The sequence below is a fragment of the Pseudomonas sp. R3-57 genome (assembly GCF_051132065.1).
Lineage (GTDB): Bacteria > Pseudomonadota > Gammaproteobacteria > Pseudomonadales > Pseudomonadaceae > Aquipseudomonas.
Map to the genome: position 1 here is coordinate 5,982,906 of NZ_CP071655.1, position 14,268 is coordinate 5,997,173.

Annotated in this window: 11 protein-coding genes; 8 read left to right on the forward strand and 3 right to left on the reverse strand. The window is 61.0% G+C overall.

The genetic code is table 11. The features are described 5' to 3' along the window. The first annotated feature begins 46 nt into the window (after nucleotides 1-46). Nucleotides 47-385, forward strand: coding sequence for a tryptophan synthase subunit beta (locus J3P93_RS26795; RefSeq protein WP_090288078.1), 339 nt, complete (start codon nucleotides 47-49; stop codon nucleotides 383-385). A gap of 140 nt (nucleotides 386-525) precedes the next feature. On the opposite strand, the gene lapD is transcribed toward J3P93_RS26795, so the two are convergent. Both lapD and lapG read right to left on the reverse strand, forming a co-directional pair. Next, entirely contained in the window at nucleotides 526-2,472 is a 1,947-nt protein-coding gene (gene lapD / locus J3P93_RS26800) for a cyclic di-GMP receptor LapD (RefSeq protein ID WP_434593727.1), read from the reverse strand. Between the two features lie 14 nt (nucleotides 2,473-2,486). Beyond that, a complete protein-coding gene (gene lapG, locus J3P93_RS26805) occupies nucleotides 2,487-3,179 on the reverse strand; it encodes a cysteine protease LapG (protein WP_434593729.1) in 693 nt (230 codons plus the stop codon). A 195-nt stretch (nucleotides 3,180-3,374) separates the two neighbouring features. Between lapG and J3P93_RS26810 the strand changes: the two genes are divergently transcribed. The 5 genes from J3P93_RS26810 (at nucleotide 3,375) to J3P93_RS26830 (ending at nucleotide 10,419) form a co-directional block, all read left to right on the forward strand. After that, nucleotides 3,375-4,085 (forward strand): GntR family transcriptional regulator, encoded by a 711-nt coding sequence (locus J3P93_RS26810; protein WP_434593731.1) that lies wholly within the window; start codon nucleotides 3,375-3,377, stop codon nucleotides 4,083-4,085. A 740-nt stretch (nucleotides 4,086-4,825) separates the two neighbouring features. Beyond that, nucleotides 4,826-5,599: a DUF3050 domain-containing protein gene (locus J3P93_RS26815; RefSeq protein ID WP_434593734.1), complete on the forward strand. Its 774-nt coding sequence runs from the start codon at nucleotides 4,826-4,828 to the stop codon at nucleotides 5,597-5,599. After that, nucleotides 5,596-6,525 (forward strand): diiron oxygenase, encoded by a 930-nt coding sequence (locus tag J3P93_RS26820; protein ID WP_434593737.1) that lies wholly within the window; start codon nucleotides 5,596-5,598, stop codon nucleotides 6,523-6,525. Before J3P93_RS26815 ends, J3P93_RS26820 begins: the two co-directional genes overlap by 4 nt. 13 nt (nucleotides 6,526-6,538) lie before the next feature. Continuing rightward, nucleotides 6,539-9,928, forward strand: a complete 3,390-nt coding sequence (locus tag J3P93_RS26825) for an amino acid adenylation domain-containing protein (RefSeq protein ID WP_434593740.1) — start codon at nucleotides 6,539-6,541, stop codon at nucleotides 9,926-9,928. Between the two features lie 23 nt (nucleotides 9,929-9,951). After that, complete coding sequence (locus J3P93_RS26830; protein WP_434593742.1) at nucleotides 9,952-10,419, forward strand: SRPBCC family protein; 468 nt, start codon at nucleotides 9,952-9,954, stop codon at nucleotides 10,417-10,419. A 151-nt stretch (nucleotides 10,420-10,570) separates the two neighbouring features. On the opposite strand, the gene J3P93_RS26835 is transcribed toward J3P93_RS26830, so the two are convergent. Continuing rightward, nucleotides 10,571-12,451, reverse strand: a complete 1,881-nt coding sequence (locus J3P93_RS26835) for a methyl-accepting chemotaxis protein (RefSeq protein ID WP_434593745.1) — start codon at nucleotides 12,449-12,451, stop codon at nucleotides 10,571-10,573. 311 nt (nucleotides 12,452-12,762) lie between these two features. Here J3P93_RS26835 and J3P93_RS26840 point away from each other — a divergent pair, with 311 nt between their 5' ends. Beyond that, nucleotides 12,763-13,263: a sigma-70 family RNA polymerase sigma factor gene (locus J3P93_RS26840; protein WP_434593747.1), complete on the forward strand. Its 501-nt coding sequence runs from the start codon at nucleotides 12,763-12,765 to the stop codon at nucleotides 13,261-13,263. Next, complete coding sequence (locus J3P93_RS26845) at nucleotides 13,263-14,264, forward strand: FecR domain-containing protein (RefSeq protein WP_434593750.1); 1,002 nt, start codon at nucleotides 13,263-13,265, stop codon at nucleotides 14,262-14,264. The genes J3P93_RS26840 and J3P93_RS26845 overlap by 1 nt, the downstream gene beginning before the upstream one ends. Nucleotides 14,265-14,268 lie beyond the last annotated feature (4 nt).

Below are 14,268 nucleotides of genomic sequence, written 5' to 3' on the forward strand. Positions count from 1 at the left end.
TATGCTGCTGACAGCACGACGCTGGTTCTTTTCCGAGGGATGCTCAATGTTTTACGTGCAACGCGATGCGCAAGGCCAGTTGATTCGCGTGGAAGCTGCGGCGTACGCCGAAGCCACGGAAACCCTGCCGGCCGACAACCATGAAATCCAGGCGTGGTACGCCAACGAAGCCGTGGAGAACAGCCTCAAACAGCTCAAGCAGAGCGACTTCGAGATGATTCGGGTACTCGACGACCTGATTCAGGTGCTGACTCAGAAAGGCGTGATCCGCGTCACTGACCTGCCACCCGCGGCGCAGGCCAAACTGATGGACCGCAACCAGGCGCGTGAGGCGCTGGGCGGGTTGAGCCAGTTGATCGATGAGGATGAGGGCGGGTTGATCTGATTTCCCTGTAGTGATCGTTCCCACGCTCCGCGTGGGAATGCATCAAGGGACGCTCTGCGTTCCAGCCACACCGCTCAAACATCGTTGTGACGCGGAGCGTCACGGGCTGCATTCCCACGCAGAGCGTGGGAACGATCAGGTCAAGCCCAGGGCTTCGGCTCACCCAGCAACTGCCCCTGCACCCCATACAAGCCCATCTCGCGAATCACTGACAGCTCCCCTTCGGTCTCGACCCGCTCGGCAATCAGCGGCAGATCGATGCTGTGCGCCGCGCGCTGGATCGCTTCGATGAACAGGCGCTTGTCGCTCTCCTGATCAATCGCGCGAATGTAGCTGCCATCGATCTTCAAGTACGCCAGGCCCAGCCGCGCCAGATTGCCGATCATGCTGAAGCGACCGCCGAAGCGCTGCAGGCTCAAAGAGAAACCCAATTCGCGCAGGCGTCGGGTCAGTTGTTCCAGTAGCGCTTGTTCAGGCAACTGCTCTTCGCCGATTTCCAGGGTCAGGCGCGGACCGAGGTTAGAATGTGCGCGCAGAATCTCGAAGACCTTGTTCAGCGCCTGCGGATCCGCGAGGGTCGCCGAAGACAGATTCAGCGCCAGCGAATCTTCGTGCTCTTGCATTTGCTCCAGCACGCGCTCGAGCATCAAGCGATCGAGCCGCGCCGTCCAGCCGAAACGCTCCAGCCACGGCAGAAAGCGCCCGGCCGGAATGGTCTGGCCCTGCTCATCGAGCAGGCGCGAGAGCACCTTGTAATGCAGCACCAGTTGCGTGTCCTGCGCCGCCACCACCGGTTGGAAATACAGCTCGAAACGCTGCTGATTCAAGGCCTGGTCGAGCAAGCGATGCCAGGCGTGGTGATCATCGCCAACCTCGGCGGTCAGGCTTTGCTCGATGCATGCCCAGTTCTGCTCGCCCTGCCCTTCGGCCTGCGCCAGCGCCTGATCACCCAAGGTCAGGACCTGCTGCGGCGAATCCCCGTAAGCGAACGGCGCCAGACCGATCGAAGCCACTGCGGCGACGTCGGTAGCGCCCGTCGCGTGCAGACTGCTCAGTGCGCTGTCGAGGTTTTGCGCCAGTTGCAGCGCCTCTTCGCGGACCAGGCCTGGCGCCAGCACGGCAAATTCACCGCCACGAATCCGCGTAATCAGGTTCTGGGTTTCCGGGTATTTGGCGCATTCGCGCGACAGTTGCTCGCCCACCGCTTTCAACAGCTCATCGGTGCGCTGGCCGCCGAGACGCTGGTTGAGGCCGGCCAGATCCTTGACCCGCAACAGCAGCAGATAACCGGAACTGGCCTGCTCCGGATTGCTCACCCGGTCATTGAGCTGCATCTCGAAATAACGCCGGTTGGCCAGCCCGGTGAGGTTGTCCTGATAGGACTCGGCGCGCAGTTTTTCACTGCGCTCGGCCTGCTCCTGAAACAACGCCTTGAGTTTCTCGACCATCTGATTCATCGCCTGTACCACACGGCGCAACTCCGGGGTGCGCGGCAACTCCGGCAGGCTGAGGAATTCGCGCCGGGCGATGGCGTGTGATTGCTGGACCATGTAGTCCAGCGGCTTCAACTGCCGACGTAACAGCAACGCACCGAGCACCGCACTCAGCGCACCGCAGATCAACAGCCAGCCGAGGCTGCCCAGCGCGCTCTGCCACAGCTTGGCCACAGCGAACATCGGATGGCTGACCACCTCGACCCGCGCCGCCTGCTCCCAGCCACGGCTGACCAAGGCATCGCCACCGGCCGGTTCCAGGCCGATGAGTTTGACGAACCAGTCCGGGACACTGCTCACGGCGGGAATGCCGCTGCGCTCGACGATGGTTTGATCGGTCTTCACGTCGACCACTCGAATGCTCGCGTAATAACCACTGTCGAAAATCGAGCTGACCAACAACTCGACCATCGCCGGGTCATCGATATTCGGCGTCAGCGACAAGGCCAGCGCCGTGGCGGCGTCCTGCGCGTGGGAACGCAACTGATTGACGTACTGGGTGCGCGAGCTTTCCAGACTGACCATGAAGCTGCCGGTGAAGGCGACCACCAGGAACAGACAGATAGCGATCAACAGCTGTTTGAACAAAGACATCTGAGCGCGTGCTCCTAATTAGTCGTCTCGACCGGGAAACCTTCGGCCTGCATTTTCTTCAAGACATCCTGCCAGCGCGACAGGCGTTTGGTGTCGCCGACCTTTTTATTGCCCTTGGCCCCCGGCAGATACAGCCCCTCGGCATTGAAAGAGTAGACCGGCAGCAGATCAGTCCGCTGCGAGGCCGGCTGGATTGGATCGATCAGGCTGTCGAGCACCAGCGGCATGGCATCGGGGGTCGCATAGTAAGTCAGGACCATGTGCGCGCGGTTCTGGCGCAGTGCCTTGACGTAGGTGATGCGCAGCTTGTCACTGGACACCCCGAGGTGGCGCAGGCTGAAATATTTGGCGATTGCATAGTCTTCGCAGTCGCCGGCGCCCTTCCACAAGGCTTCGATGGGGGTTTCCCAATAATCGACCTGCCGCCAGAGGTCGATGTCTTCGACGTAGCGCACCTGTTTGTTGAAAAACAGGTTCACCACTTTCAGCTTGTCCATTTCGCTGGCCTGCTGCTGCGTCGCCAGCAGGTTCTGCCAGGCATCGATGCGTTGCTGACCGGCGCCCAGCGGTCCGTAAAGTGCTGTGGCCTTGCGGCTGATCGCGGAAAAATCCCAATCGGCATGCAGACCGCCCAGCATGACGCCGGCCAGCAGCAGTGCGCAGCATAGCCAGCGCAACGTCCGAGGGATCGCGAATCGTACCGCCACAGCAGGGTTCCAGAGGGCAGGAAGGGGAAGCGTTCGATGTTGAAGCTTAGCCGGCTAAAAAACAATGGCACCATGAGATCATCGGCGCACGCTAAACTGTAAATGTAACCGCGTTCTTCTACACGGTTTGACAAGCTGTAGAGCAATCACTAGTGTCATTTGGATCCAAATCACCGACCTACAGGGTGCGTAGTCGTGACACAGAAGCCCAAACCGCTGCACAGCATTAAAGTCGACGGACCGATTCCTGCGCATCTGGCCCGTTCGGTCATTGAAGAGACCCTGCGCTCGGCGATTCTTGATGGACGTCTGCCCTGCGGTACGGCGCTGCGCCAGCAGGATCTGGCGGATCTGTTCGGTGTCAGCCGCATGCCGGTGCGCGAAGCCTTGCGCCAGCTCGAGGCCCAGGATCTGCTGAGTGTGACCACCCATAAAGGCGCAGTGGTCGCGCCGTTGATTCAAGGCGATGCCACCGAAACCTATGAGTTGCGCATCCTGCTCGAATCCGAAGCCATGCGTCAGTCGATCCCACTGCTGACCGAAGCCGATCACGCCCTGGCAGCCGCCTACATCGAAGAGTTGGAAGCGCAACACGATTACACCGAAATCGGCCGGCTCAACCGTTTGTTCCACATGGCGCTGTACAGCAAAGCGCCGAACAAACGCTTGCTGCGTCTGGTCGAGGACGGGCTCAACGAAGAGGAGCGCTTCCTGCGTTTCAACCTTGAGTCGATGGGCCTGGGCAAATTGTCCCAGGACGATCACCGGGCGATGCTGCAAGCCGTGCGCGACCGCGACATCAAGCTGTCGATCGAACTGCTGGAGCAGCACCTCAACCGCGGTGTCGAGGTCATCACCCGCTACCTCGCCACGCCCGCGGCGCAAAGCCGTACGGTTGCCCGCTGAGACCGTAACTCCCGCGAATCACCCGCTTACAAATCCCCAAGCGATCGCCCGCCCCGCGGCGGGCGAGTCTGCGCACCCGCTCGCCCTCTCCCGCACCGCTCGGCCCAATCCTTACGGCTTGGCACCGACGAATCGGTCATAGCCGTAGCGACAAATTACCCGCACTCTTGAACGGCCACCCCATACAGAACGGGGACGCGCCGACCTGACGGTGCAGTCCCCGCAACAGGAACCTACGGAAGGAGCCTTGTCACGGGAAAAAGGAAGTTCTGGCGCCGGTCCCGGCCAACTTTCGTCCCCTCTCAATCAAACCATTCGTTCAGTAAAAAGTTGCTTCGAGTGAGGCATTCACTCTTGTCATCCAATTTTGGCCGTTATTGGCTGAAAGGAGCAACTACGCCCAAATAAAACTTCTAACGAAAGTCTTATTGGAACTCTTCACACTTGAAAAACAGCAAACTTAAAATAATTAAAATTGCACTTGTTAAATGTTTGCCATCTGTATTAGTTTTTTCCTCGCCGAAGTTAAGGCTGTGTTCACTTCGGCACGCGGCGCCCTGATGTAGCGCACCGCACAGGCTGCACGCTTGCACAGCAGGACTTTGCGTAGAAATACGCCGGGCAGTTTGTTTGCCGGCATCCAACTTCAAACGATACAGACACACAACTAACCCGGCGCAGCATTAACTGCGCCATTGCATAAGAAGTTCCATTTCACCCCACTGATTAAGGACGTCATCATGCCTTCCAAGCACCAACTCGCCTTGAAGAAAGTCGAACTCAGCAATCACCCAATCTTTGCCGAGATCACTTCTTTATCAATATTGCGGCGTTTCATGGAAACCCATGTATTCGCCGTGTGGGACTTCATGTCGCTGACCAAGCGTCTGCAGCAGGAACTGACCTGCACACGATTGCCCTGGTTACCACCGCGTGATCCGCAAGCCGCCCGGCTGATCAACGAAATCGTGCTTGGCGAGGAGTCGGACGATCGCCTGGTCGATGGGCACTACAGCCACTTCGAGCTGTACCTGGACGCCATGCGCGAAATCGGCGCCAGCACCACAGCGGTCGAACGTTTCGTCGCGCTGCAACAGGAAGGCGTGAGCTATGACGTCGCGCTGCGAAGCGTCGAGGTTGACCCGGCCGCCGCGCAGTTTGTCCGCGACACCTTGCACACCGCGCTGCATGCGCCAGGACACAGCGTGGCGGCGGCGTTTCTGCACGGCCGCGAAAGCGTAATCCCGTGCATGTTCCAGCGCATTCTTGATGACTGGGGCATCGGCATCGAGCAGGCGCCGACCTTTCGCTACTACCTGCAGCGGCATATCGAGGTCGACTCCGAAGACCACGGCCCGGCGGCCGAGCACCTGCTTCAGCGCCTGGTCGACGGCGACCCGCAACGCGAAACCGAGGTCTATGCCAGCGCCGTCGCCGCCGTGGAAAGCCGCATCGCTTTGTGGGACGGCCTGCGCCTGAGCATGCGCGAACCGTTGGCGGAGGTGGCCCAATGAACGCCGCCGACTATCAATCCTTTGCTGACGCCTGGGAACAGCGCGCGACCATTCGCACCCGCCCGCGCCGGGTGCTGGAAGACGATGAGCGCCTGATCTATCCGCTCAGCCGACAACCGCTGGTACTCAGCGAAACCTTCCTGCGCGAATGCCCGCAGCAGCGTGATTTCGCCTTGGTGCAGACGCTGTACAAGTTCATCAACGATGTGGTGATTTTCGAGACGGAGATCGTCGACAAGACCGCGCGCAGCATCGCCAAGAATCGCTTCGCCGTGGCATTCCCTTTCGCCTGTCGTTACGACGCCATGACCGTGGTGGTCGATGAGGATTACCACGCGCTGGTGGCGATGGATTTCATGCAGCAAACGGTGGCCATGACCGGCATCGAACCGATCCAGCTACCCGATCAGATCGAGTTGAGCCGGGCAATTCCCGCCGCCGTGGCGTTGGCGCCGGAGCATTTGCGCAGCGCCGTGGAACTGATTTGCGTGGCCATCGCGGAGAACACCGTGACCGGCGATGTCGCTGCGTTCGCCCGCGACGACTCGGTCAAACCGTCAATCAAAGGGCTGATGGCTGATCACTTGCTCGACGAGGGTCGCCATTCGAGCTTCTGGGCGCGCATGGTGCGCATCTACTGGCACACCGCGAACGAAGCCGACCGCGAAACCATCGCGCAGATTCTCCCGGTGTTCATCGGCCACTACCTGACCAACGACATCCAGAAATCTTTCGACCTGCGCCTGATCGATGCGCTGTCGGTCAGCGAAGCCACGCGCTGTGCGCTTCGCGAGGAAATGGCCGGCCTGGCCTTCCCGATCAATCGCCATCACCCGCTGGTGGGCAACATCGTCAGGTTTTTCCACAACAGCTCGCTGCTCGACGCACCCTGCGTGCAGCACGCCCTGCGCAACTATCTGGTGTGACAAGGAGGTCTTCATGAAACGTCTCGACATTTTGCTGATTGGCGCCAGCCAGGCCATGACCGATCTGGCGCTGGAACTTGAACAACACGGTCACGCGGTGCAACGCAGTGCTGCCGCGCAAGCGCCGGTGGATCTGATCATCGACGATGGCTTCATTGGCGCCGGCGATCGCTGCGCCATCCCGCACCTGCACTTGCGTCTGGGCGTCGGTGCGAGTCACGCCGGTTTGCCGATCCTCGACCTGCTGTGCTTTCGCGGCTCCTCACTGATCAGCCGCGTGCCGATCGGCGATGAGCCGTCAGGCAATGGGCAAGCGCTGCGCCACCGAGTCCTGGCGCAGGTGGTCGATGAAGTGGCGCTGCTGGTCAGCCGCCTGTCCCGCGACGGCGAATACCTGCAACAGCTCGCCAGCCTGAACGCGCCGGATTTCGAGCGCCTGGAAAACCTGCGCTTTCTCGACAGCCTGGCTTACGTCCATCGACGCAACGACACGGCGAATGCAGCGCTGCTGGAACAGGCCCAGGTCAGCGTTATCGAGCGCCTGCAACAGAGCCTGATTCAGCACGCCGAACGGCCGGCGCTACACCTCGGCGAGCGCTCCATCAGCTATCGCCAGTTGCACGCCCACAGCCGAGCGATTCAGCAGCGTTTGCAAACGTTGCTGGAGCCGCATCCGCAGCCGTGGATCGTTGGCGTCTGCCTGCCGAAAAGCCCCGAGCTGTATGCCGCGATTTTGGCGATCCTCGGCAGCGGCGCGGTGTATTTGCCGCTTGAGCCGAGTCATCCGTTGCAGCGCCAGCAATACATTGTGCAAAACGCCGGTGCGCTGCTGTTGCTGCATGACGGCGCGCATCCGCTCAGCGCAAGCCTGGCGGGACTGGACGTCAGCCTCATCGACAGCGGCGCAGCGGATCTCGATCTGCCATTGATGCGCAAGCGCCCCGAACTCGACGCACCGTGCATGGCGCTCTACACCTCCGGAACCACCGGGCATCCGAAGGGTGTGCTGCTCAGCCAGGCCAACCTGGCACATTTCACGGCGTGGTACGCCGATTACGCACAGTTGCAGGCCGAAAGTCGCGCGCTGCAGTTCTCCTCGCTGAGCTTCGATTCGTCGCTGATCGACATCTTTGCGACCCTGCTCAGCGGCGCCGAACTGGTGGTGCCCGACGACACGCAACGGCGCGATCCACTGCAACTGGTGGCGCTGATCCGGCGCCGGCAATTGACTCACGCCTTCCTGCCGCCAGCGCTGTTGAGCATTCTGCCGCTGAAGCAACTCGAAGGCGTACAGGTGATGACCGGCGGCGATGTCTGCGAGCCGTTCGTGATTGAGCAGCTGACCCGTCAGGGCACCCTTCACAACCTCTACGGCCCGACCGAAGCCACGGTGCTGATCACCGCACGGCAACTGCAACCGGGCGACAGCAACCGCAGCCTCGGCGCGCCGATCGCCAACAGCCAGGTGCTGATTCTCGATGACGATTTGCAACCGGTGGCGGAGAACACCGTTGGCGAATTGTTCATCGTCGGCCCCGGTGTCTGTCTCGGTTACCTGAACAATCCGCAGCAGACGGCCGAGCGCTATCTGCGCCTGAACCTGCCAGACGGCCAAACACTGCGCGCCTACCGCACTGGCGACATGGCGCGGTGGGGCGAGCACGGTATCGAGCTGTGCGGGCGGCGCGACAATCAGGTGAAGATCCGCGGTTTCCGGGTCGAGCCGGAGGAGATCGAGCGTTGTCTGCGCGAGAGTCAGCTGTACCGGCAAGTCGCCGTGGTGATCGACAGCCAGCGCAGGATTCTGGCCTTTCTCGCCCAGCCGCAATCGGCCGCTGCTCGCGACGAACTGAAGGCTCACGCCCGACAATTTCTACCGGACTACATGCAACCGGTGGCGTGGAGCGAACTCCCCGGCATGCCCTTCGCCAGCAACGGCAAGGTCGACCGCAAGGCCCTGCTGGAGCTGCCGGTCAGTGTGCAGGACAGCGGCCCTAAATGCCTGCCCGCGAATGCTGACGAAGCGCTGCTGCTGGAAATCTGGGCCGAGTTGCTGGAGCTGCCAGGCAGCGATATTTCCACCGATGAAAGCTTCTTCAATCTGGGCGGCCATTCGATCCTGTTGTCGCGAATGTTGCTGCGCTTGCGTGAAGAATTCGGCCGCAGCATTTCGATCAATCGCTTCATCGAACAGCCGACCATCACCAAGCTTGCGACCCTGGTACGCGGTACCGATGACAGCGCCGTGCTCAGCGCTCAGGCCATGGCTGACGCGGAACGCGCGCTGGATATCCAAGCGTTACCGATCAGCCGCATGGGCGATGTGCACAAGATCATCGTCACCGGCGCCAACAGCTTTGTCGGCGTGCATATTGTCGAGGCGCTGCTCGGTTGGGGCGCCAGCGAAGTCGCCTGTCTGGTGCGTGACGGTGGCGGGCAAACAGCGGCGCAGCGCTTTGCCCAGGCGTTGCGCGAGAATCGCCTGGAGCATCTGGATCTCAGTCGCGTGCGGGTCTATGCGGCGGACATCACACGCCCGCAATTGGGCTTGAGCGACGAAGATTATCAGCGCCTCGATCGCGAGTTCGGCGCGCTGGTGCACAACGCTGCCAACGTCAACCATGTGCTCGATTATGAGTCGCTGGCCGCGGACAACGTCGAGCCGATCTTCGCCCTGCTGCGCCTGTGCGAAGGGCAGAGCAAAAAGGTCTTGAACTTCGTCTCGACATTGTCGGCTTCCAGCTCCGTTGACGACGCAGGCCGGGTGCTGGAACTGCCGGCCGCGACCACGCCACCGATCTACATCCGCAACGGCTACAACCTGTCGAAGTGGGTTGGCGAGCGCATTCTCGAACGGGCTCGCGAGCGTGGCGTGCGGGTCAATGTGTATCGCCCCGGCAACATCAGTTTCAACAGCCTGAGCGGCGTCTGCCAGCCGCACAAGAACCGTTTGATGCTGATGCTCAAAGGCTCGATCCAGCTCGGTCAGGTGCCGGCCTTCGCGCTGAACTTCGATCTGATGCCGGTGGACTTCCTTGCTCGCTTCATCGCCTTCCATGCCAGCCGTTATTCGCCCGACCGTGCGGTGTTCAACCTGCACAACCCCGAGCCGCTGAGCTGGGACGCCTACGTCGCTTCATTCCGCGAAACCGGCAGCGAGTTTTCGCTGGTCAGCGTCGCCGACTGGCAACAGCAATTGAGCCGGGTCGACGCCGACAACGCGCTGTTCGGCGTGCTCGGTTTTTACCTCAACGGCTTTGAAGAAGACATCGGCGACATCTCCCTGATCGGCCACGCCAACGCTGAAGCCGGCGTGCAACAGATGGGCGCGCATTACCCGCAAAAATCCCCGGCACTGCTGCGCCGCGGCTGCGACTACCTGAAACAGATCAACTTCATCTGACGTCACCAAAAAGGAGCAACACCATGAGCAATCTGCAACCGGACACCCTGATCAAAAACCCCCACGGCTGCCACGTTGTGTCTTCGGTGCGAGTGCCGGCGGACGCGGCGCAAGTCTGGGCAGTGGTCGGCAACTTTGGCGCTTTCGAGCGATTCATTCCGGCGCTGTCGCACATCGAAATGACCGGCGAGGGCGTGTCCTCGCTGCGCAAGAAAGTCTTCAAGGATGGCAACGTCGTGGTCGAGCAACTCAACTCCCGCGATGAGCAGGCGCGGAGCATGACCTGGACGACGATCTACAACACCTTAGGCGTGGCCAACCTGTGGGCGGCGATGAATGTCGAGACGCTGGGCGACGGGCAATCCCGGGCGACGTGGACGATCATCGCCGAGCCGGCGTCGGGAGGGGAGGAAGCGTTGCCGGGGTTCAGGGATTTTGTGCAGGGGTTTGCCGATGATGCGATGGGGAATGTGCTGAAGCTGTTTGTTTAAGAGTTGAGTCTGGCGGTGAATGCACCACCGCTATCGCTGGCAAGTCAGCTCCCACAGGATTCGAGTCGTCCACAAATAAAGTGTTCGCCGAAATTCCTGTGGGAGCGGGCTTGCCCGCGATTGAACGATAACGCGGTCTGACGAACCGCTATCAGATCTTGAAGCTGTCCACCAACTGCTTCAACCGGTTGGCCTGCTGCGACAACGCATCACAATCCTTCAACGTCTCGTTGAGGTTGGCCACGCTCTGCTGGTTCAACAGGTTGATCTGGTTAACGTCGATATTGAGGGTTTCCACTACCGCGGTCTGCTCTTCCGTAGCCGCGGCCACCGACTGGTTCATGCCGTCGATTTCACCGATGCGCTGGGTCACGCTGACCAGGCGCAGACCGGCCTGATTGGCCACCTCCACGCTTTGCTCGCTGGACGCCTGACTGGCGTTCATCGTAGTCACCGCCTCACGCGAGCCGACCTGCAGCGAGGTGATCATCTTGTGGATTTCTTCCGCCGATTCCTGGGTGCGATGAGCCAGATTGCGCACCTCGTCCGCGACGACCGCAAAACCACGCCCGGCCTCGCCGGCCCGCGCCGCTTCGATCGCGGCGTTGAGTGCCAGCAGGTTGGTCTGCTGCGAGATGCCTTTGATCACATCGAGAATGTGGCCGATGTTGTCGGTGCTCGCATTGAGGGTTTCGATCTGGGTACACGACAGGCTGATCTTCTGCGACAGCTCGGTCATCGCCTGAATGGTCTGCTCGACTACCTGACGTCCGTCGTCGGCCTGCTCGCTGGCGCCGCTGGCGTGTTGCGAAGCATCGGCAGCGTTGCGGGCGATCTCCTGGGTGGCGGCGCCCAATTGATTGATGGCCGCCGCGACGCTGTTGGTGCGCGCGCTTTGTTCGTCAGAGCCGACGATCGACGCGTTCGACGACGCCATGACCCGTTGCGACAGGTCGTGCACATGACGGGTGGCCGAAGACACTTCGGAAATCGATGCGTGAATCCGTTCAACGAACTGGTTGAAGGCACTGCCCAGTTCGCCGAATTCGTCTTTGCTTTCTACCGACAGACGGCGAGTCAGATCGCCTTCGCCCTGAGCGATGTCCTGCATTGCACGGCCCATCGTGGTCAGCGGTCGCATCAAGACGTTGATCAACAGGCTCAACAGCAACGCAATCGCGGCCACGGCGACAAACATCGCGATCAGCGCCGAGGTACGGAATTGGCTGAGCGCCGCGTAGGCTTTGTCGTGATCGATCGACAGACCGATGTACCACTGCGCATTCGGCAGGTCGCTGACCGGGGTGAACGACAGAATCCGCTCCTCGCCATTGAGTACGACGTTCTGGTTGCCCTTCTCGATGCGCACGCTGGTGTTCGGGTAGATGTCTTTCAGGTTCTTCATGACCTGATCCTTGTCCGGGCTGACGATCACCTGACCGTCAGCGCTGACCAGGAACGCATGGCCGAGGCCACCGAAGTCCACCGAGTTGATGATCTTCACCAGGGTTTCCAGGCTCAGGTCGCCACCGACCACGCCGAGCAATTCACCGTTCTTCTTCACCGGCATGGCGATGGTCACTACCAGCCCGCCGACCGCAGCCATGTACGGCGGGGTCAGCATGGTTTTATCCGCGACCACCGCTTGCTTGTACCAGGGACGCTGACGCGGATCGTAGCCGTCCGGCATCTTCGCGTCCGGGCGTTGGGTAAACACACCGTTGGCCTGGCCAACATAGGTGAACTGGAAATTCGAAGTGAAGGCCGGCTGATCGACCAGCCCCGGCAGATCGGCGTCCTTGCCCTGATGGGCGACGTTCTGCGCGAGGTTTTCCAGCACCAGAATCCGCCCGCTCATCCAGTTCTGCACGCTGCTGGCGGTCAGATCACCGGCCTGCTGAACGGAGGACTGAAGGTTCTGGCGAATGGTGCTTCGCTGCAGATAGTCGTTGTAGAGCGTGAACAGCGCGAACGCCAGGACCACGACGCCCGAGGCGGCCAGCAGAATTTTGTGGCTGAACTTTAGATTCATTTTATGGGACTTCTTATGCCAAAAGTGGGGATGCGTTCCGGATGCAACATTCCATGTACAGCGCAGGCAGCGTTCTTCCGGCCGCTCTACTTTGGTGCACGCATGTCTCACCAGTCTGTCGGCACACGTCGGAGAAATCTTAGGGTTGGGTCAGAAAAGGATGAGGTTTGGATCGGATTCCCGCCGAACGGCGGGCCAGAGCGGCTGACGGAAGATTATTCCGAGCGTTGCGTGAGCAGCGGTTGCAAATTTTGCGACCCTTGAAGACAATGCGACTAATTATCATTTGTGACGTCCAGGCTGTCGCGTTCATGTCCTCCCCCGAGTTTGCGGTACAGACGCTTTATCGTTGTCATCACGGCTGGCTCAACACCTGGCTGCGCATGCGGCTGGGCAACGCAGCGGATGCGGCGGATCTGGCACAGGACACCTTCGTCCGCCTGCTGCAACGCAGCGAACGCCTGGAGCTCAAAGCCCCTCGCGCGTTCCTGCGCACCATCGCTCGTGGCTTGGTGATCGATCACTGGCGCCGCGAAGAAATCGAACGCGCCTACCTGGAAACCATTGCCCATTTGCCCGAAGCCGAAACGCCCGGCAGCGAAGCCCGCGCGCTGATCATCGAACTGCTGGAAAGCATCGCGCGCATGCTTGATGGACTGAAACCGAAGGTACGCCAGGCCTTTCTGCTGGCGCAGTGCGAAGGTCTTACCCACAAGCAGATCGCCGAGCAGATGGGGCTGTCGTTGCGCTCGGTGGAACGCTACGTTGCCGAAGCGCTGTATCACTGTTATGTCTTGCGGTACGCGCACTGATGCCGCTGGACAACGCTGCACTTGGCCGCCGCGCCGAGCCGCCACCGCAAGTGGTCAAACAAGCCATTCACTGGCTGCTGCGCTTGCGCAACAACCACGGCAATCCGCGTCTGAGCCGCCAGTGCGAACAATGGCGGGCCGAACATCATGAGCACGAACTGGCCTGGCAGCGTGTGCAGTCGCTGCAAGCCGAACTGAGCAGCAACCTGCGTGCGGTGCCCGGCGCACAGGTGGCGTTCAACACGCTGGAAAACAGTGCGCAAGGTCTCGGCCGGCGGCAGGCCTTGAAGTTGCTCTCAGGCGCATTACTGATGGGTTCCGCCGCGTGGCTAGCCAAGGACAGCGGCGCCTGGCGGCAGTGGAGCGCCGATTACGCCACCGCGACCGGTGAGCAGCGCGGTTTTCAATTACCCGATGGCACGCGCATCGAACTCAACACCGCCAGCGCGGTGGATCTGCATTACACGGCGCAGCAGCGCCTGATCAAACTCACTCGCGGCGAGATCATCGTCAGTTGTGGCGGCGCCGATGAAGGCGCGCCGTTCGATCGCCCGCTGCGCGTGCAAAGCCGTCACGCTATGTATGCGCCCATTGGCGCCCGCTTCATTCTGCGTGAGGACAACGATTGCAGCCGGCTCACTGTGACCAGCGGCCGCGTTGCCATTGTTTCCGGTGGCCACTCGGTCGAAGCCGTCGCCGGCCAGAGCTACCGCATCGACCACCTGCAGATTCGCCCGGTGCCGGTACCGGATATGGACGTCGGCGCGTGGGTCGACGGTTTGATCGTCACGCGCAATATGCGCCTCGGCGATTTCATCAATGAGGTCGGGCGCTACCGTCAGGGTGTGCTCAATTGCGCAACGGAGATCGCCAACCTGCGCCTGTCCGGGGTGTTCCGCCTGGAGGACACGGACAAACTGCTGGCGGTGCTGCCGCAGACCCTGCCGGTGCAATTGCGCTACCGGACACGCTGGTGGGTGAACGTGGAACACGCGGTGTGAAGTT